The organism is Xanthomonas sp. LF06-19, from assembly GCF_034105425.1.
Lineage (GTDB): Bacteria > Pseudomonadota > Gammaproteobacteria > Xanthomonadales > Xanthomonadaceae > Xanthomonas_A > Xanthomonas_A sontii.
In genome coordinates this window covers 46,804-65,015 of record NZ_JAXGGH010000001.1, presented here as the reverse complement: position 1 = coordinate 65,015, position 18,212 = coordinate 46,804, and the positions used below count along the sequence as shown (strand labels likewise).

Annotated in this window: 14 protein-coding genes; 10 read left to right on the top strand and 4 right to left on the bottom strand. The window is 70.4% G+C overall.

Annotated elements, in window-relative coordinates:
* Window positions 1–96: 96 nt before the first annotated feature.
* The 6 genes from lptE (at window position 97) to rlmH (ending at window position 4,745) form a co-directional block, all read left to right on the top strand.
* Entirely contained in the window at window positions 97–711 is a 615-nt protein-coding gene (lptE, locus tag SLW55_RS00265) for an LPS assembly lipoprotein LptE (RefSeq protein ID WP_017917516.1), read from the top strand.
* 101 nt (window positions 712–812) lie between these two features.
* Complete coding sequence (holA, locus tag SLW55_RS00260; RefSeq protein ID WP_017917515.1) at window positions 813–1,847, top strand: DNA polymerase III subunit delta; 1,035 nt, start codon at window positions 813–815, stop codon at window positions 1,845–1,847.
* The gene (gene nadD, locus SLW55_RS00255; RefSeq protein ID WP_295965563.1) at window positions 1,844–2,635 is read left to right on the top strand and encodes a nicotinate-nucleotide adenylyltransferase; all 792 of its coding nucleotides are present in this window, start codon (window positions 1,844–1,846) and stop codon (window positions 2,633–2,635) included. Before holA ends, nadD begins: the two co-directional genes overlap by 4 nt.
* Before the next feature lie 56 nt (window positions 2,636–2,691).
* Window positions 2,692–3,102 carry a ribosome silencing factor gene (rsfS, locus tag SLW55_RS00250; RefSeq protein WP_043092642.1) on the top strand — a complete coding sequence of 137 codons (411 nt, stop codon included), beginning with the start codon at window positions 2,692–2,694 and terminating at the stop codon, window positions 3,100–3,102.
* A complete protein-coding gene (locus SLW55_RS00245; RefSeq protein WP_043090274.1) occupies window positions 3,095–4,252 on the top strand; it encodes a J domain-containing protein in 1,158 nt (385 codons plus the stop codon). Before rsfS ends, SLW55_RS00245 begins: the two co-directional genes overlap by 8 nt.
* 22 nt (window positions 4,253–4,274) lie before the next feature.
* On the top strand, window positions 4,275–4,745 hold the full coding sequence (gene rlmH, locus SLW55_RS00240) for a 23S rRNA (pseudouridine(1915)-N(3))-methyltransferase RlmH (RefSeq protein ID WP_010340439.1): 471 nt from the start codon (window positions 4,275–4,277) through the stop codon (window positions 4,743–4,745).
* 159 nt (window positions 4,746–4,904) lie between these two features.
* Here the strand turns inward: rlmH and SLW55_RS00235 are convergent, their stop codons facing one another.
* From SLW55_RS00235 to SLW55_RS00225, 3 genes are all read right to left on the bottom strand, one after another.
* On the bottom strand, window positions 4,905–7,667 hold the full coding sequence (locus SLW55_RS00235) for a TonB-dependent receptor (protein ID WP_152182826.1): 2,763 nt from the start codon (window positions 7,665–7,667) through the stop codon (window positions 4,905–4,907).
* 163 nt (window positions 7,668–7,830) lie between these two features.
* Window positions 7,831–8,502, bottom strand: coding sequence for a TonB family protein (locus SLW55_RS00230; RefSeq protein ID WP_320744278.1), 672 nt, complete (start codon window positions 8,500–8,502; stop codon window positions 7,831–7,833).
* A 232-nt stretch (window positions 8,503–8,734) separates the two neighbouring features.
* Window positions 8,735–9,475: an SIMPL domain-containing protein gene (locus tag SLW55_RS00225; RefSeq protein WP_017907288.1), complete on the bottom strand. Its 741-nt coding sequence runs from the start codon at window positions 9,473–9,475 to the stop codon at window positions 8,735–8,737.
* Window positions 9,476–9,608: 133 nt separating this feature from the next.
* Here SLW55_RS00225 and SLW55_RS00220 point away from each other — a divergent pair, with 133 nt between their 5' ends.
* From SLW55_RS00220 to tldD, 4 genes are all read left to right on the top strand, one after another.
* A complete protein-coding gene (locus SLW55_RS00220; protein ID WP_267093763.1) occupies window positions 9,609–10,175 on the top strand; it encodes a Maf family nucleotide pyrophosphatase in 567 nt (188 codons plus the stop codon).
* On the top strand, window positions 10,175–11,665 hold the full coding sequence (rng, locus tag SLW55_RS00215) for a ribonuclease G (RefSeq protein WP_010340444.1): 1,491 nt from the start codon (window positions 10,175–10,177) through the stop codon (window positions 11,663–11,665). Before SLW55_RS00220 ends, rng begins: the two co-directional genes overlap by 1 nt.
* A gap of 157 nt (window positions 11,666–11,822) precedes the next feature.
* Window positions 11,823–15,740 carry a YhdP family protein gene (locus SLW55_RS00210; protein ID WP_320744277.1) on the top strand — a complete coding sequence of 1,306 codons (3,918 nt, stop codon included), beginning with the start codon at window positions 11,823–11,825 and terminating at the stop codon, window positions 15,738–15,740.
* Between the two features lie 227 nt (window positions 15,741–15,967).
* The gene (tldD, locus tag SLW55_RS00205; protein ID WP_017914545.1) at window positions 15,968–17,410 is read left to right on the top strand and encodes a metalloprotease TldD; all 1,443 of its coding nucleotides are present in this window, start codon (window positions 15,968–15,970) and stop codon (window positions 17,408–17,410) included.
* Window positions 17,411–17,581: 171 nt separating this feature from the next.
* Here the strand turns inward: tldD and yjgA are convergent, their stop codons facing one another.
* Window positions 17,582–18,178, bottom strand: coding sequence for a ribosome biogenesis factor YjgA (yjgA, locus tag SLW55_RS00200; protein ID WP_267121150.1), 597 nt, complete (start codon window positions 18,176–18,178; stop codon window positions 17,582–17,584).
* Window positions 18,179–18,212 lie beyond the last annotated feature (34 nt).

Genomic DNA, 18,212 nt, shown 5'->3' with positions numbered 1-18,212 from the left:
GCCGTGCGGCGCGGCAGGTCTCAACCCGCGTTCACGCGGCGTACGGCAGGCTAGCCGCCTGTTGCCGCGCCCAGCCGGCTCCTCCAGACTGTGTCCATGACCCGACTCCTGCTCGCTCTCGTCTTCGCGGCGTCCCTGACCGCCTGCGGTTTCCACCTGCGCAACAAGCTGACCCTGCCGGCCGACACGCCGTCGGTGAAGGTGGTGTCCTCGGCGCCGTACAGCGAGCTGGCCAAGCTGCTTGAGCGCGGCCTGCGCGCGGCCGGCGCGCAGATCGCGCCCAAGGACGTCAACACCGGTGTGGCCCGCCTGGAGGTGCTGTCCGAGCGCTGGGGCGATCTGCCGATCGCGCTCGACGCCGAAGGCCGCGCCCAGGAATACAGCCTGCGCTACGCGGCGATCTTCCTGTTCCGTCGGGCCGACGGCAGCGTGCTGGTGCCGCAGCAGGTGATCGAGCTGTCGCGCGACTACGTCTCCCCGCCGACCGACGCCACCGGTACCTCCACCGAGCGCGAGATCCTGGCCGACGAACTGCGCCGCGAGATGTCGGCGTCGATGCTGCGCCGGATCGACAGCGTGGTGCGCGCGCAGGTGCGCGACGGCAAGGACGTCAACGCCGCGCCGCCGTCCACCGATGGCACGCCGGTGGAGGGCAAGCCGGCCGACGGTACCCCGGCCGCAGGCAAGCCGGCGACCACGCCGCAGCCTTGAGCTTGGCCCTGCTGCTTTCGCCGCCGCGCACGGCGGCCACGCCGTTCGCTGCCGGCGCATGGCGTTCGCCGTCTCCGCCTGCAGCAGCGTAGGCTGTCGCCATGGAACTGCGCCCCGAACAACTCGCCACCCAGCCGGCGTCGCAGCCGCTGCAGCCGGTCTATTTGATCGCCGGTCCGGAAACCCTGCGCGTGCTCGAAGCCGCCGATGCGGTGCGCGCCCGCGCGCGCGCTGCCGGCATCGGCGAGCGCGAGGTGTTCGATGCCGATGGTCGCGATTTCGACTGGGGCCAGCTGTATTCCAGCTTCAATGCGCCCAGCCTGTTCAGCGCGCAACGCCTGATCGAGCTGCGCCTGCCCAGCGGCAAGCCCGGCAAGGAGGGCGGCGAGGTCATCAGTGCGTTCTGCGCCGATCCGCCGCCGGACGTGGTGCTGCTGATCACCTGCAACGAATGGAGCAAGGCGCACCAGGGCAAGTGGGCCGACGCGGTCGCGCGCATCGGCACCATCGCCGTGGCCTGGGCGATCAAGCCGCACGAACTGGGCGACTGGATCGAGCGGCGCCTGCGCAGCAAGGGCCTGCGCGCCGACGCCGGCGCGGTGCAGCGCCTGGCCGAACGGGTGGAAGGCAACCTGCTGGCGGCGGCGCAGGAGATCGACAAGCTGGCTCTGCTGGCCGACGGCCAGGGCCTGGACGTGGCGGCGATGGAGTCGCTGGTCGCCGATGCCGCCCGCTACGACGTGTTCCGCCTGGCCGAGGCCACGCTCGGCGGGCAGGCGCCGGCGGTGCGGCGCATGCTCGCCGGCCTGCGCGCCGAGGGCGAGGCGGTGGCCGCGCTGCTGCCGATCCTGATCAAGGAATTGCTGCGTACCGCGGCGCTGGCCAAGGTGCAGGCCGCCGGCGGCAACCTGGCGGCGGAAATGAAGGGGCAGGGCATCTGGGAATCGCGGCAGGCGCCGTTCAAGCGCGCGCTGCAGCGCCACGCCGAACCGCGCCGCTGGGAACGTTTCGCCGCCGAGGCCGGCCGCATCGACCGCATCGCCAAGGGCCGCGCCGACGGCGATGCCTGGATCGCCCTGGAACGCCTGCTGCTGGCGATCGCCGAGGCGCGGGCGGTGCGGTTGTTGGTGGTATGAGCGCCGGGAGTCGGGAATCGGGAATCGGGAATGGGAACAGCGGCGCTGCGGTTCCGCCAGAGACCCCGCAGCCCGCGGCTGTTGCTTCTTCCCCATTCCCCATTCCCCATTCCCCACCACTGCATCTGATCTACGGCGGCACCTTCGATCCCATCCACAACGGCCACCTGGCGATCGCGCGGGCGGCGCGGGATGCGTTCGGGGTGCCGGTGCGGCTGATGCCGGCGGCCGATCCACCGCATCGGCCGGCCCCCGGCGCCGATGCGCAGCAGCGCTGCGCGATGCTGGCGCTGGCCATCGCCGATACGCCGGGGCTGGTGCTGGACCTGCACGAAGTGCGGCGCGCGCAGGCCCGGCCGGGCGTGGCGTCCTACAGCATCGACACGGTGCGCGAGCTGCGCGCCGAGCTCGGCGCCGACGCGCCGCTGGCGCTGCTGATCGGCAGCGACAGCTTCGTCGGCTTCAACGGCTGGCGCGAGTGGCGGGCGCTGCTCGAGGCCGCGCACCTGATCGTCGCCGACCGCGCCGGCAGCGGCTGGGAGCGGGCGGTGCCGGCGGAACTGGCGCAGGCGGCGGCCGGACGCTGGGCCGACACGCCGCAGGCGCTGGCCCGTGCGCCGGGCGGCCGCCTGTGGTGCCTGCGGCAGCCGCTGCGCAGCGAATCGGCCAGCCTGGTGCGCGCGCGCATCGCCGCCGGCGAGGACTGGGCGGCCTTGCTGCCTGCACCAGTGGCGGCCTATATCCGCGACCATGCGCTGTATGCGTCCGGTGCCGCCGCCGCTGGCTGAATACGCGCCCTGCCGGGGTCGCCTATAATTCGCCCCATTCCATCGAGTTCGCCGCTTTGTCCAGTCAAGCCCACGTCATCAAGACCCAAGTCCCCAATCCGCCGCCGCCGCTGCCGGTCCTGCTCGCCCACGTCCGCGAGGCAGTCGAGGAACTCAAGGCCAAGGACGTGGCGGAAATCGACGTGCGCGGCAAGTCCAGCGTCACCGACTACCTGGTCATCGTTTCGGGCACCTCCACCCGCCACGTCAAGTCGATCGCCGACGAAGTCATCAAGTACGCCAAGCGCCTGGATGTCATGCCGCTGGGCGTGGAAGGCGAGCGCGAGGCCGAGTGGGTACTGGTCGATCTCGGCGACGTGGTGGTGCACGTGATGCTGCCGCGGGTGCGCGAGTTCTATGCGCTGGAGCGGCTGTGGACGGTCGGCGACCAGCCGCCGGGCGACGACGACTCGGCACGCGATGCCTAAGCGGCGCAATCCCGCGCGCAGCGTCGGCAGCGAGGCGTTGCCGGTCAGCAAGCGTGTCGGCGCGACCGAATCGACACCCGCGACGCCGGCACGCAAGCGCTTCGACTCCCTGGTCAAGCGTCTGGAGCGCGCCCGTGCGCAGTTGCATGCGTGGCAGGACGCGCTGCCGCGCTGGGAGCAGCGTTTCCACGAGCAGGTCGATCCCTTGCTGCAGGAGCGCGATGCGGCGCAGGTACAGTTGTTGCGGGAACTGGACGCAGCGCATGCCACCTTCAAGTTGAGCAAGCGCGATCGCGCCGATCTGTCCGAGCTCATTTGCGAGTTGGCTGCGCTGTTGATCCGGGACGGCGACAACGATGGCCTGAAGGACATCTACGACCGGCATAGCCCCCTTGGATTCGACCAGGATCTGGCCGAATCCGAGGCATTGCTGACGTCGGTCATCGGTGAGGAATTCGGCCTGACCGAAGAGGAAATGGCGCATATCCACTCCCCCGAAGCGCTGTATGCGCAGATCCAGGAGCGGCTGCACGCACAGCAGGCGCATGCGGCCGGGCGCGCCCAGCAGCGCGACAAGCGCCGCCGTGCCGGTGCAGGCAAGGCCGCGCAGGTCGCCGCCGATCCGCAACAGACGCGTCGCGCGCTGTACCGCAACCTGGTCGCCGCATTGCATCCGGACCGCGAGCCCGATCCGCAGCAGCGCGAGCGCAAGACCGCCTTGATGCAGCGGCTCAACCAGGCGTATCAAAACGACGACCTGCTGGCACTGCTGGAACTGCAACTGGAAATCGGCCAGTTGGATCAGGCCGGCATCGCGGCGATGGCCGAGGAGCGCATCCGTGACTACAACGACCTGTTCGCCGCGCAACTGCGGCAGGTCGAGCAGACATTGGCCGGACTGGTCGATGACTTCATGGGGCGTTACGGTCTTCAAGACGAGCGCGCGCCGCAGCCGCAGCGCCTGGATGCGCTGTTGGCGCAGATCAAGCGGCAGGTGCAGGAGGAGATCCGCTCCTGTGCCGACGATCGCGCTGCGGCGCGGCAGGCCGACACGCTGAAACAATGGTTGAAGCGGGAGCGTGCCCGGCTGGCCGAGCAGGAACTGGACGACGCGATGTACGACGCCCTGCTGCTGGGCGAGCGTTGGTGAAGCGCGCCTGCCGCGCGCAGCGATGAAGGCGCGCCTCATCGCCACCGGCGAGCGCGCCCCGGCCTGGGTGGCGCAAGGCTTCGCCGAGTACCGCAAGCGGCTCTCGCACTGGTTGCCGCTGGATCTGGTCGAGATCGAACCCGGCCTGCGCGGCAAGGGCCGCGATGCGCAGCGCGCGATCGAGGACGAAGGCCGCCGGGTCCTGGCGGCGCTGCCGAAGAATGCACTGGTGGTGGCGCTGGACGTGCCCGGCAAGCAACACAGTTCCGAGCAACTGGCGCAGCGCATGGAGCACTGGCGTGGACAGGGACGCGATCTGGCGTTCCTGATCGGCGGCCCCGAGGGCCATTCGCCGGAGGTGCTGGCGGTGGCCAGCGAATCCTGGTCGCTGGGGCCGCTGACCCTGCCGCACATGCTGGTGCGGCTGGTGGTGGCCGAGCAGTTGTACCGTGCGGCGGCGATGCTGGCCAATCATCCTTACCATCGCGCCTGATCGCCTGATCGCGGATCGCGGATCGCGGATCGCGGATCGCGGATCGCGTGCGCGTGGCGGCAATGCGTGCGTGATGCCGATGCTGGCGCACCGCTCAGGCAACAAAAAAAGCCCGGGCTTTCGCCCGGGCTTTTCGTTACGGCCTTGCGACGTTCGCGATCAATTGAACGTGTACTTCGCACCCACCGTGAAGTAGCGGCCGATCGCACCGCTGAAGTGCAGCGGGTTGTAGTTGACCGCACCGTAGGTGGTCGGATCCAGCGGGGCGATCCGGTCGAACACGTTCTGCACCGACGCGTTCAGTTCGAACGCCTCGGTGATGTTCCAGCGGCCCGACAGATCGAAGGTGGTGAACGAGGCGATCTTCTTGACCGGCGTACCGTCGGCGTAGAACGCCTGGTAGTCGCCGCCGCGGCGATCCTTGTTCTCGATGCTGTCGATGTAGTTCACCACGCCGCTCACGCTCCAGCTGCCCTGCTTCCAGGTGGTGCCGAAGTTGATGCGGTCCTGCGGCGTGCCGATGCAGTTGGTCACGTCGCAGTTGCCGTGCGTGCCCACGTAGTCGACGGTGGTGTCGCCTTCGGTGCGCTCGAACTTGAGCAGGTGGCTCCACTGCGCGTCCAGCTCCAACTGGCCGGGACCGATCTCGAAGGTCTGGCGGATGTCGGTGTCGATGCCGCGCACGCGCGAGGAGTTCGCGTTCACGTAGCCGGTGTTGACCGCCAGGATGGTGCCGCTGTTGGCGACGCCGCCGATGTTGTTGCTGTCGCGCAAGACGTTGCCGGCGGCGATCGCATCGGCGGTACTGCCCTGGGCGATCTCGTTGGTGCGCTTGATCTCCCAGCCGTCCACGGTCAGCGAGGTCGTCGAGGTCGGCTGCAGCACGAAGCCCACCGAATAGCTCTTGGACTCCTCGGGCTTCAGCGCCGGGTTCGGACGGGTGATGATCGCCACCGAGCGCGCGGTGCACTCGTTGGCCGGATCGATCGCGCAGCGCACCGGATCGCGGGCGTTGGAGAACGCGGCCAGGCCGCCGTCGCCGTTCTCGGCCGGGTTCGGCGCACGGAAGCCTTCGGCATAGCTGGCGCGCAGCGCGATCCAGTTGGCCGGCGTCCACTTCACGCCCAGCTTCGGCGTGGCCTTGCCGTCGCCGCCGTCGTACTTGTCGTAGCGCAGTGCCGCCGACAGTTCCAGTTGCTCCAGCACCGGCGCCGACAACTCGACGTGCGCGGCATAGACGTTCTGGGTGCCGTCGTAGGCAGAGTAGCCAAGGCCGATGATGTCGCCGATGTCGGTGTAGGTCTGCGGGGTCAGGCTGTTGCTGGTCTTGCGCCATTCCGCGCCCAGCGCCAGGCCCAGCGGCCCGCCCTTGAGGTCCATCAGGCTGCGCGAGACGGTGAAGTCGAACATGTCCAGTTCGGACTTGGCACGTGCGCTGATGGTCGGCGAGATGTAGTCGTAGAGCGCCTGCGAGTTCAGGTTGGCGTTGTCGCCGATCCGCCAGGTGCCGGCCGGGCAGGCCGGGTTGCCGAGCACGCAGCGCACGGCGCTGTAGCGCAGGAAGCCGGTGCGCTTGTTGACCAGGTTGGTACCCGAGTGCAGGTAGCCGGTGTCGTAGCTCCAGTCGCCCCAGTTGCCCTTGACGCCCACCAGGAAGCGGTTGAACTCGTTGGTGTTGTCGGTGACGCGCGGGCCCACGTCCCAGGCGCTGTAGCGCAGGCGCGCGGCGTAGGGCAGGGGATTGTCGGGATGGCCGGCGTAGAGCACGGTGGCGCCTGCGCCGCTGTTGGCGTTGACCGGACCGCCCGGGTAGCCCCAGCCGCCGGATACCCCGGAAGGGGTATTGGAGAACACGGTGTTCTTCTTCGAGTAGCCGATCTCGGTGTAGATCTCGCCGCCCTCGCCGAAGGCGAAGCTGGCGCGGCCGAACACGTTGACGTACTTCTCCTCGGGGGTCAGATCGCGGAACTGCTGTGCCGGATCCCACAGGCAGCCCTGCGCCTGCGCGGTGGCGTCGCTCTGGCCGGGGATGGTGGTCAGACCGGCGCAGCCGGGCAGTGCCACCAAGCGGCCGGCGGTGTTGAACACCGAGCCATTGGGACCCGTGCCGCCGGCAGTGCCGCCGCTGAGATAGGCGCCGCCGAGGAACTGCGCATCCTGTGCCGCATAGCCCCAGCGGCGGATGTCGCCGGTGCCGATCCACTTGCGGTCCTTGCGGTCGCTGATCTTGATCGCGTCGGTCTTGCCCACGTCCAGGCTGAAGAACGCGTTCCAGCCGTCGCTGGCGAGGTCGCCGGTACCGGCGGTCAGGGTGGCCTTGCGCGCATCGCCGTCGCCGTCGCCGGAGAGACCGTAGGAGCCGCGCAGGATCGCGCCCTGGAAGTCGCTGCGCAGGATGATGTTGACCACGCCGGCGATGGCGTCGGAGCCGTAGATCGCCGAGGCGCCGTCCTTGAGCACTTCGACCCGCTCGACCGCGTCCAGTGGGATGGTGCTCAGGTCGGTGAAGACCTTCTGGCCGTCGTCGGCCAGGCCGTAGGTGGCCATGCGCCGGCCATTCAACAGCACCAGCGTGGAGCCGGCGCCCAGGCCGCGCAGCGAGATGCCGGCGCCGCCGCCGGCGAAGCCGTTGCCGAAGGTCTTCGGGATCGAGCCGGCGCCGTCGGCGGTCAGGGTCTGCAGGTACTCGGCCAGCGAGGTCTTGCCGGTGCGGTCGATCTCCTGGCGGGTCACCACCTGCACCGGCGACGGGGTTTCGGTGTCGGTGCGCGGGATGTTGGAGCCGGTGACCGTGATGCGGTCGAGATTGGTGGCCGCTTCCTGGGCGAAGGCGGCAGGCCCTGCGAGGGTGGCGAGAACGCCGGCGACGGAGGCACACAGCAGCGTACGGCGGGTTGCACGCCGTTGGGTCGGGATGTTCACAGTTTCTCTCCTAACTGGAAACGCAGGTTGTGACTTTCTGACGAAAGCGCCGACGTCTTGGTGGCCGGCTGTCTCTCATCTAGGTGTATCTATCGTGAATAAATCGTGAATTTTAGATTAACACGGCCGGCCGGCGAATGCCGGCCGGCCGCGCCGGGGTGATTTAGCGGTCGAGCGAAAAATCGACCGGTACTAGTCCGTACGCCTGCACCGGCGTGCCGTTCTGCAGCGCCGGCTTGAACGCCCAGCGCTTGAGCAACTGGTCGCGGGCGGCCTGGTCCAGCACCCGGTGGCCGCTGCTCTTCTCGATGCTGACCTGCAGCGGTTGCCCGTCGGTGCCGACCAGCACCCGCAGCAGCACGCTGCCCTGCAGGCGATCGCGTAGCGCGTCGCGCGGATACGGCGGGGCCGGCGCGCGCAGGTACTGCAACTGCATGCCGTCCACCGGCGCGCTCGCGCTTGCGGGCGGCAGGCTCGGTGCGGCGATGCTGGGCGTGGGGTCGACATTGGGCGCGGTGTCCAGCGCTACCGGGCTGCTGTCGAACAGCGGCGCCGGCGTCGGGGTCGGCACCGGGACTGCGGTCGGCGTGCGCGGCTGCGTCGGCACCTGTTTCTCGACGGTGGGAATGGTCGGCGGCGGTGGCGTGACCTTGACCAGCACCGGTTGCTGCCAGGGCGGCTGCACCTGCGCCGGTTCCGGTGGCGCGGTCACGTGCGAGAGCGGAAGCAGCAGCAACAGGGCGGCCAGCACGTGCAGGGCGATCGCGGTGCTGTAGGCCAGGACCCGGGACAGGTCGATGCGGAAGGACGGGGCGGGGAGTTGCGTGCGAACCATGGATCCACCTCTGCGATAGGAGTGTCGTGGACTGCGGTACCGGAAAACGCACGGGGGCGACGGATGGGGTCATCGCGCCCGTCCGCGTTTCGACAGTGCGCCGGTCGCGGGCACTTTGGCAAGAGGCGGCGGCGATCGAGGCAGGGTGCCGTATTGGCGAGGGGCGCTGCGGCGGACTGGAAACGACGACGGCGCCCGCAGGCGCCGTCGCGAAGGAGGGGGCGGACCGGGCTTACTTGCCCAGTTCGAACACCACATCCAGGTTGACCGAGACGCTGCTCTCGCCCGGCGCGACCGGGGTGCTGTCCATCTCCGCCTTCATCGCCATCGCGCGCATCATCGGCATCGGCGGGCGCACGCCGCCGCTGCTGCCTTCGGAGATGCTGACGATGCGCCGCACGTGCAGGCCCAGCGCCTTGGCGTAGGTCTGCGCGCGTGCCTGCGCCTTCTTCAGCGCATCGACCCGCGCCTGGTCGTACAGCGGTTCCGGGTCGTCGATCTCGAAGGTGGGGCCGTTGATCTGGTTGGCGCCCTGCGCGGCCAGCGCGTCGAGCACCTTGCCGAGCTTGGCGATGTCGCGCACCTTGAGGTTCACCGAGTTGTTGGCCTGGTAGCCGATGATCTGCGGCGCCTGGTTCTCGGCGTACTTGTACTGCGGGTTGAGGCTGACCCCGCTGGTCTGCACGTCCTTGTCGGCGATGCCGGCGGCGCGGATCGCGGCCAGTACCTTGGTCATCTGCTCGGCGTTCTGGCGCATCGCCGCGGCGCTGTCGGTGGCCTGGGTGACCACGCCGGCGGAGATGGCGGCGACGTCGGGCGCGCGCTTGGCCTCGGCCTGCGCGGCGATGTTGAGCAGGGTGCCGTCGGCGGGCACGGCGTAGCCGGGCGCGGCGGATTGGGCGTGGGCGGTCATCGTGCCTCCTAGGGCGAGGGACAGGGCCAGCAGCAGCGGGCGGACGGACAATGCGCGCATCGATGTTCTCCTTGTGAAGATTGGGCGAGGGTGTTGCCGCGACGATGAACGCGTCGTGATCTTCGCCGGGGTCGAAGCGATCGTCCCGCAATTAGCGATCGTTCAGTCAGTCCGGTCGGGTTATCCTTCGGCCATGCTGCATCTCGCGTCCCGTTCCCCTCGCAGAAACGAACTGCTGACCCGCCTCGGCGTGCCGTTCCGGATCCTCGACCTCGAGGTGCCGGAAGTGCGCGCGGCCGACGAGTCGGCGCAGGCCTATGTGCGCCGGGTGGCGCTGGACAAGGCCCGCGCCGGCTTGGCGCAACTGGCCGACGCCGCCGACGCGGTGGTGCTCGGCGCCGACACCGAGGTGGTGCTGGACGATCGCGTGTTCGGCAAGCCGGCCGACGCCGAGGATGCGGCGGCGATGCTGGCGGCCCTGTCCGGGCGCACCCACCAGGCGATGACCGCGGTGGCGCTGGTCGCCGCCGGCCGCGAAGAGTTGGTGCTGGTGCCCACGGCGGTGACCTTCGCCGCGTTGTCCGCGCGCGACATCGCCGACTACGTGGCCAGCGGCGAGCCGATGGGGCGGGCCGGCGCGTATGCGATCCAGGGCGGCGCCGAGCGTTTCGTCAGCCGTCTCGACGGCAGTTATTCCGGGGTGATGGGCCTGCCCCTGCACCAGACCCACCACCTGCTGCGCACCTTCGGAGTGCTGTGATGTCGCAAGAGATCCTGGTCAACGTCACACCACGCGAGACCCGGGTGGCCGTCATCGAGAACGGCATGCTGCAGGAGCTGCACATCGAGCGCGGCTGGCGCCGCGGCGTGGTCGGCAACATCTACAAGGGCCGCGTGCAGCGGGTGATGCCCGGCATGCAGGCGGCCTTCGTCGAGGTCGGGCTGGAGCGCGCGGCGTTCCTGCACGCCAACGACGTGGTGCGGCCGGCGCCGGTCGGCAATGGCGACACCGAGGAGGCGACGCCATTGCCGGTCTCGGCCGCGGTGCCGATCGTGGAGTTGTTGCGCGACGGCCAGGACATCGTGGTGCAGGTGGTCAAGGATCCGATCGGCAGCAAGGGCGCGCGGCTGACCACGCAGATCAGCATTCCCTCGCGCTATTTGGTGCTGCTGCCGCAGTCGCGGGTGATCGGGGTGTCGGCGCGGATCGAGGACGAGGCCGAACGGCAGCGCCTGAAGACCCTGGTCGCAGACCTGGCCGCCAGCCACGGCGGCTTCGGCTACATCATCCGCACCAATGCCGAGGGCCAGCCGGCCGAGGCACTGGCCGAGGACATCGCCTACCTGTCGCGGGTCTGGAACGTGGTCGAGCGGCGCGGCCGCGACGGCGCCCCGGCCAGCATCATCTACGAGGACCTGAGCCTGCCGCTGCGCGCGGTGCGCGACCTGATCCGCAAGGACGTGGAGAAGGTCAAGGTCGATTCGCACGAGACCTTCGAACGGCTGCAGGCCTTCGTCGCCAAGTACATGCCGGTGCTGGCCGAGCGCCTGGAGCTGTACACCGGCGACCGTCCGATCTTCGACCTGTACGGGGTCGAGGACGAGATCGCCCGCGCGCTGGACAAGCAGGTGCCGCTGAAGTCCGGCGGCTACCTGGTCATCGACCAGACCGAGGCGATGACCACCATCGACGTCAACACCGGCTCGTTCCTGGGCCAGCGCAATCTCGAGGAGACGGTGTTCCGCACCAACCTGGAGGCGGCGCAGGCGGTGGCGCGGCAACTGCGCCTGCGCAACCTCGGCGGCATCATCATCATCGACTTCATCGACATGGACGATGCCGAGCACCGCCGCCAGGTGCTGCGCACGCTGGAGAAGGCGCTTTCGCGCGACCACGCCAAGACCACGGTGTACGAGTTCTCGCCGCTGGGCCTGGTGGAGATGACCCGCAAGCGCACCGTGGAGAGCCTGGAGCGGCAGCTGTCCGAACCGTGCCCGGAATGCAGCGGGCGCGGCTCGATCAAGACCGCCGAGACCGTGACCTACGAGATCTTCCGCGAGATCACCCGCGCGGTGCGCCAGTTCGACGCGGCGCGGCTGCTGGTGATCGCCTCGACCAAGGTGGTGGCGCGCATCACCGACGAGGAATCGGCGGCGGTGGCCGAGCTGGAGGAATTCCTCGGCAAGACCATCCGCTTCCAGGCCGACGAACAATACCTGCAGGAGCAGTTCGACGTGGTGTTGTTGTGAGGCCGGGAGTGGGGAATCGGGAATGGGGAATGGGGGAAGAGCGCGCTGTTTGCGCTGACGCATCCCTGGATTCCTCGGCCGAATTTCACACGGCAATGAGCAGTTCGCGCTCTGCTGTTGCGATTCCCCATTCCCGATTCCCCATTCACCGCCCCTGATGCACACCCCGCTGCGCCGCCGCCTGCGCCTGGCTCGCCGTTTCGCGTTCTACGCGGTGGCGATCGGGCTGGTGTGCGTGGCCCTGGCGGTGGGCGCGCTGAGCCAGGCGCTGCCGTTCGTGGAGCGGCATCCGCAGCAGGTGGCGGCGTGGCTGAGCGAGCGCGCCGGGCGGCCGATCCGCTTCGACCGGCTGGAGACGGCCTGGACTCGGCGTGGCCCGCTGTTGCGCCTGGACGGACTGCGCATCGGCGCCGGCGACGGCGTGCGCATCGGCCAGGCCGAGGTGCTGGTGTCGATGTACGCGGGATTGCTGCCCGGGCGCTCGTTCACCGAACTGCGCCTGCGCGGCCTGGCGCTGACCCTGCTGCGCGCCGACGACGGCAACTGGAGCGTGCAGGGCCTGCCGACCTCGGGGCAGGGCGGCGATCCGCTGGATGCGCTGGAAGGGCTGGGCGAGTTGCAGGTCATCGATGGACGCCTGCGTGTACACGCCCCGTCGCTGGGCCTGGAAGCGCAGGTGCCGAAGATCGACCTGCGGATGCGCGTGAACGGCGAGCGCCTGCAGGTGGGCGTGCACGGCTGGAGCGATCTGCAACAGGCGCCGCTGACCGCGGTGCTGGACCTGGACCGTCGCAGTGGCGACGGCCAGGCCTACCTGGCGGTGCGCCCGGCGGAACTGGCGGGCTGGGCCGGCCTGCTGCATGCGGCCGGCATCGAACTGCAGGGCGGGGTCGGCGACGTCCAGGCCTGGCTGGACCTGCAGCAGCGCCGGGTCGCCGGGGTGACCGTGGACGCCACGCTGCGCGCGCTGCGCCTGCGCGGCGCGCCGCTGGCCGACGGGCGCACCCGGCCGCAGCTCGCCTTCACCACCTTCCGCGCGAAGGCGCGCTGGCGCCAGATCGACGGCGGCTGGCGGCTGGATGCGCCGCAACTGCAGTTCGGCCAGGCCGGACAGCCGCTGCAGCGCCTGGACGGGCTGACCGTGGCCGGCGGTCGCCGTTTCGCTCTGTACGGCGATCGGCTCGACCTGGCGCCGCTGATCGCGGTGGCCGGACTCAGCGATCGGCTTTCACCCAGTCTGCGCAGTTGGTTGGCGGTGGCGAAGCCGCGTCTGCAACTGACCCAGGTGGCGGTGAGCGGGGTTCCCGGCGGTCCGCTGTACGGCCAGGGGCGGCTGGCGGACCTGGCGTTCGCGCCGGCGGGCGGTGCGCCTGGGGTGAGCGGGCTGCGCGGCCGCTTCGACGGCGATGCGCAGGCCGGCGAACTGGCGCTGGAGGCCGGCAGCCCGGTCCGCGTCGACTGGCCCAGCGGCTTCGGCGTGGTCCACCAAGTCCAGTTGGCCGGGCGCATCGTCGCCTTCCGCGATGGCGACGGCCTGCGCGTGGCGACCCCGGGGCTGCGCGTGCAGGGCAGCGACTACGGCGCCGACGTGCGCGGCGGGCTGCGCTTCCAGGACGACGGCTCGCGGCCGTGGATCGACCTGGCCGCCGACCTGCAGGACGCGCCGGTGGTGGCGGCGAAGAAGTTCTGGGTCCATTCCAAGATGAGCAAGGCCGCCACCGACTGGCTCGACGCCGCGCTGCAGGGCGGGCGCCTGCGCGACGGCCATGCGCTGGTCTCCGGCGACCTGGACGACTGGCCGTTCGCCGACCACAACGGCCGCTTCGAGGCGACCGCGCGGCTGGAGGACGCCAAGGTGCGCTTCCAGCACGACTGGCCGGCGGTGGAAAACGTGGACGCCAGTGTCGCCTTCATCGGCAATGGCTTCGAGGTGCACGGCCGCGGCAGCATGGGCGGTGTGCCGGTGGAGCAGCTGTCGGCGGCGCTGCCCGACTACAAGGAAGGCCAGCTCAGCGTGCTGGCCAGCACCCGCGCCGAGACCGGCAAGCTGCTGGCGATGCTGCGGCAGAGTCCGCTGCATGCCCATTACGGCGACACCCTGGATGCGCTCAGCGCGTCGGGGCCGGCCGATGTCACCTTCGACCTGCTGCAGCCGCTGCGCGCCGACATCGGCACCCACCACCTGCGCGGCACGGTCGACCTGCTCGGCGCGCATATCGCCGACAAGCGCTGGGACCTGGCCTTCGACGACATGCGCGGCAGCGCCAACTACAGCGATACCGGATTCGCCGCGCAGAAGCTGAGCGTGGCCTACCAGGGCCATCAGGGCGAACTGGCGCTGCGCGCCGGCGACGGCGTGCAGGATCCGCAACAGGCCTTCGAGGCTGCGCTGAGCGCGTCGCTGGACGCGAACGAACTGCTCGACCGGGTGCCGGAAATGGCCTGGCTCAAGCCGTACGTGCAGGGCCGCTCTCGCTGGAACATCGGCGTCGGCCTGCCCAAGACGCCCGACGGCGGCGCGCAGCCGCCGACCCGGCTGCAACTGCGCTCGGACCTGGTCGGCACCCAGCTGCTGATGCCGGCGCCGATGGACAAGGCGCCGGCCACGCCGCTGGCGACCTCGGTCAACGTGCCGCTGCCGGTCGGCAGCGGTCGCATCGAGGTGGCCTTCGGCAAGCTGATGGCGCTGGCGGCGCGCAGCCAGGGCGGCAAGACCGGCGTGCGCGTGGTGATGGGCAGCGACCACGTCGCCGACGAACCGCCGGCCAGCGGCCTGGTAGTCAGCGGGCGCACCGCGGCGCTGAACGCCATCGACTGGATCGGCGTGGTCAGCCGCCCCGATCCGAACGCCGCCGCGGCCAACGGCGGCGAAGACCCGATGCCGCTGCGGCGCATCGAGATCCTGGCCGACCATCTGCTGTTGCTGGGCGGCGTGTTCGACAACACCCGCCTGCGCCTGCTGCCGCAGGCCGACAGCATCGACGTGCACCTGGACGGCCCGGCCCTGGCCGGCGACCTCAGCGTGCCGACCAAGGACGGCGGCGTGCTCGGCGGACGCCTGGCGCGGGTGCACTGGCGCTCGGCCACGGCCACCTTGCCGGTGGCGAACGGCACGCCGACGGCGGTGGTCGCCACGCCCGCCGACAGCGGGGTCGCCGGCAGCGCCGGCCCGGTCCCGGCTGGCCCGTTCGCCGACAGCCTGGACCCGGCCACGATCCCGGCGCTGGCGCTGGACGTGGACGACCTGCGCTTCGGCGCGATGACCCTCGGCGCGGCCTCGCTGCGCACGCGCAAGCTCGCCGACGGCATGCAGGTGGACCAACTGCACCTGCGCTCGGACAAGCAGAAGATCGACATCAGCGGCGACTGGCGCGGCAAGGGCGCCACCGCCCGGACCCAGCTCAACGCCAACGTCGACAGCCGCGACCTGGGCGAACTGATGCAGAACCTGGACTTCGGCGGGCAGGTGCGCGGCGGCGAAGGCCAGCTGACGCTCAGCGCCGCCTGGCCGGGCACGCCGTCCGGCCTGCAACTGGCCACGGTGCAGGGGCAGCTCGACGTGGCCGCGCGCAATGGGCAGTTGCTGGAACTGAACCCGGGCGCCGGACGCGTGCTCGGCCTGCTCAGCGTGGCGCAACTGCCGCGGCGGCTGATGTTCGATTTCCGCGACTTCTTCTCCAAGGGCTTCGCCTTCAACCGCATCGACGGCCAGATCCGTTTCGGCGACGGCCTGGCGCGCAGCGACAACCTGGTCATCGATGGCCCGGCCGCGGAGATCAAGGTGCGCGGCGAGGCCGACCTGCGCGCCCAGCAGTTCGACCAGACCATCGACGTCAATCCCAAGTCCGGCAACCTGCTGACCGTGGTCGGCGCGGTGGCCGGCGGGCCGGTCGGCGCGGCAGTCGGCGCCGCCGCCAACGCGGTGCTGGGCAAGCCGCTGGGCAACATCGGCGCGCGCACCTACCGGGTCACCGGGCCGTGGAAGGATCCCAAGGTGGACGTGATCGAGCGCGAGTCGGGGCGCCCGCCGGCGGCGCCTGCCGCGACGCCGCCGGCTGCGTCCGGGAAGCCCTGAAAAGCCGGGATTGGGGATGACCAGCCTGCGGCTGTTGAAAGCCGGGAGTGGGGACGGCGGCGGTTGCGCGCGATGCCGGTCGCAAGGATGGCAGTGGCGCGGCGCCCCGCGCGTGCATGGGATGCGGTGCATTGCCTGGAGACCGCCGCGCTTCCCGCGCGCCTGCTGTGTTCAGACTGTGCCGCCCGCCGCTTGCGCTGCGCGCCTTCCTCCCCCATGTTGAGCCCATGAACGATCACGCCCTGAGTCTTGCCGAAACCCGCCTGTTGCTTCCCGCCGGCCTGGATGCCACCAGCCTGGAGCGCGCCTTCGGCACGCTGCTCGGCCCCGGCATCGATTTCGGCGACCTGTATTTCCAGCATTCGCGGCGCGAGAGCTGGAGCGTGGAGGACGGCATCGTCAAGGATGGCGCCCACTCCATCGAGCAGGGCGTGGGGGTGCGCGCGATCTCCGGCGAGAAGACCGGCTTCGCCTATTCCGACGACATCCACCGCGACGCGCTGCTGGCCGCCGCGCAGTCGGCGCGGGCCATCTCCCGCGACGGCGGCGCGCAGCCGGCGCACGCGCTGCAGCGCGGTGGCGGCCGCGCGCTGTACCCGGCGCTGGACCCGGTGGACGCGATGGACAACGCGCACAAGGTCGAGCTGCTGCGGCGGCTCGACCAATACCTGCGCGCCGCCGACCCGCGCGTGCAGCAGGTGATGGTGAGCCTGTCCGGCGGCGTGGACACGGTGTTGGTGGCGCGCAGTGACGGCGTGCTCGCCGCCGACGTGCGCCCGCTGGTGCGGCTGAACGTACAGGTGATCGTCGAACAGCAGGGCCGCCGCGAATCCGGCTATGCCGGCGGCGGCGGCCGCTACGACTACGCCACGCTGTTCGCCGACGGCCGCCCGGAAGCCTTCGCCCGCGAGGCCTTGCGCCAGGCGCTGGTGAACCTGGAGGCGGTGCCGGCGCCGGCCGGGGTGATGCAGGTGGTGCTGGGCCCGGGCTGGCCCGGCGTGCTGCTGCACGAGGCGGTCGGTCATGGCCTGGAAGGCGACTTCAACCGCAAGGGCACCAGCGTCTACGCCGGCCGCATCGGCCAGCGCGTGGCTTCGCCCGGCGTCACCATCGTCGACGACGGCACCCTGGACGGCCGCCGCGGTTCGCTCAACGTCGACGACGAGGGCACCGCGACCAACTGCACCACCCTGATCGAGGACGGCGTGCTGGTCGGCTACATGCAGGACACGCTCAACGCGCGGCTGATGGGCGTGGCGCCGACCGGCAACGGCCGCCGCGAATCGTTCGCGCACCTGCCGATGCCGCGCATGACCAACACCTACATGCGCGCCGGCCAGCACGATCCCGAGGAGATGATCCGCTCGGTGAAGAAGGGCCTGTACGCGGTCAACTTCGGTGGCGGCCAGGTCGACATCACCAGCGGCAAGTACGTGTTCTCGGCCACCGAGGCCTACCTGATCGAGGACGGCAAGGTCACCGCGCCGGTGAAGGGCGCCACCCTGATCGGCAACGGCCCGGAGACCATGCAGAAGGTGCGCATGATCGGCCACGACCTGGCGCTGGATGAAGGCGTCGGCGTCTGCGGCAAGGACGGGCAGAGCGTGCCGGTGGGCGTGGGCCAGCCGTCGCTGCTGATCGACGGGCTGACCGTGGGCGGGACGGCCTAGGAGCCGGGAGTGGGTAGGCAGGGAATCGGGAATCGGGAAACGGGAATCGGCAAAGCCACAGCCGCGGTGTGCTGCGGCGTTGCCGGCCTGGCGGGTAGGTTCATCGCGCGCCGCGCTCGCTGGGCTGGGAGTGTGGCGGCGGCCGCGCGTGGCGGCCGGCGGCGCCGCGCCTCAGTCGCGCGTGTGGTCGAACGCCGCGTCGTCGTCCGCCTCTTCGATTCCCGATTCTCCATTCCCCATTCCCGACGCACCCCCCAGGATCAGCTCGCGCAGCTCCCGGAACAACTCGCGGTAAGCGTGCGGCGGCTTGTTCTTCAGCCGCTCGTCCTTGGCGTTGCGGACCAGCTGGCGCAGCCGCTGGCGGTCGGCGTCGGGATGCTCGGCCAGCAGTTCGGCCAGCGCGGTGTCGCCTTCGGCGAGCAGCCGTTCGCGCCAGTCCTCGACCCGGTGCATGGCCGCCACTTCGCGGCGCGCGCTGTCGCTGTTGACGTCCATCGCCTCGCGGATCGCTTCCAGCACGGCCTCGTCCTCGCGCCGCATCTGCTTGGCCAGGAACGCCAGCTGCCGCTTGTGCGCGATGTGCGAGGTGATGCGCTTGGTCTCGGCGATGTGCGGCAGCAGCGATTCGGGCACCGGCAGCTTGGCCAGCTGCGCCGGGGTCAGCGCCACCAGCTTCTCGCCCAGGCTCAGCACTTCCAGCGCCTCGCGGCGTTGCTGGCTGCGGCTTTCGCCGCGGAATTCACCGGTGTCTTCGTCGCGTCCGCGCATGCTCGTACTACTCGATCGGGCTGGAAATCAAATC

Coding starts and splice junctions, on each gene's coding strand:
- lptE (WP_017917516.1), top strand. CDS start 97: ATGACCCGACTCCTGCTCGCTCTCGTCTTCGCGGCGTCCCTGACCGCC.
- holA (WP_017917515.1), top strand. CDS start 813: ATGGAACTGCGCCCCGAACAACTCGCCACCCAGCCGGCGTCGCAGCCG.
- nadD (WP_295965563.1), top strand. CDS start 1,844: ATGAGCGCCGGGAGTCGGGAATCGGGAATCGGGAATGGGAACAGCGGC.
- SLW55_RS00245 (WP_043090274.1), top strand. CDS start 3,095: ATGCCTAAGCGGCGCAATCCCGCGCGCAGCGTCGGCAGCGAGGCGTTG.
- rlmH (WP_010340439.1), top strand. CDS start 4,275: ATGAAGGCGCGCCTCATCGCCACCGGCGAGCGCGCCCCGGCCTGGGTG.
- SLW55_RS00230 (WP_320744278.1), bottom strand. CDS start 8,502: ATGGTTCGCACGCAACTCCCCGCCCCGTCCTTCCGCATCGACCTGTCC.
- SLW55_RS00225 (WP_017907288.1), bottom strand. CDS start 9,475: ATGCGCGCATTGTCCGTCCGCCCGCTGCTGCTGGCCCTGTCCCTCGCC.
- SLW55_RS00220 (WP_267093763.1), top strand. CDS start 9,609: ATGCTGCATCTCGCGTCCCGTTCCCCTCGCAGAAACGAACTGCTGACC.
- rng (WP_010340444.1), top strand. CDS start 10,175: ATGTCGCAAGAGATCCTGGTCAACGTCACACCACGCGAGACCCGGGTG.
- SLW55_RS00210 (WP_320744277.1), top strand. CDS start 11,823: ATGCACACCCCGCTGCGCCGCCGCCTGCGCCTGGCTCGCCGTTTCGCG.
- tldD (WP_017914545.1), top strand. CDS start 15,968: ATGAACGATCACGCCCTGAGTCTTGCCGAAACCCGCCTGTTGCTTCCC.
- yjgA (WP_267121150.1), bottom strand. CDS start 18,178: ATGCGCGGACGCGACGAAGACACCGGTGAATTCCGCGGCGAAAGCCGC.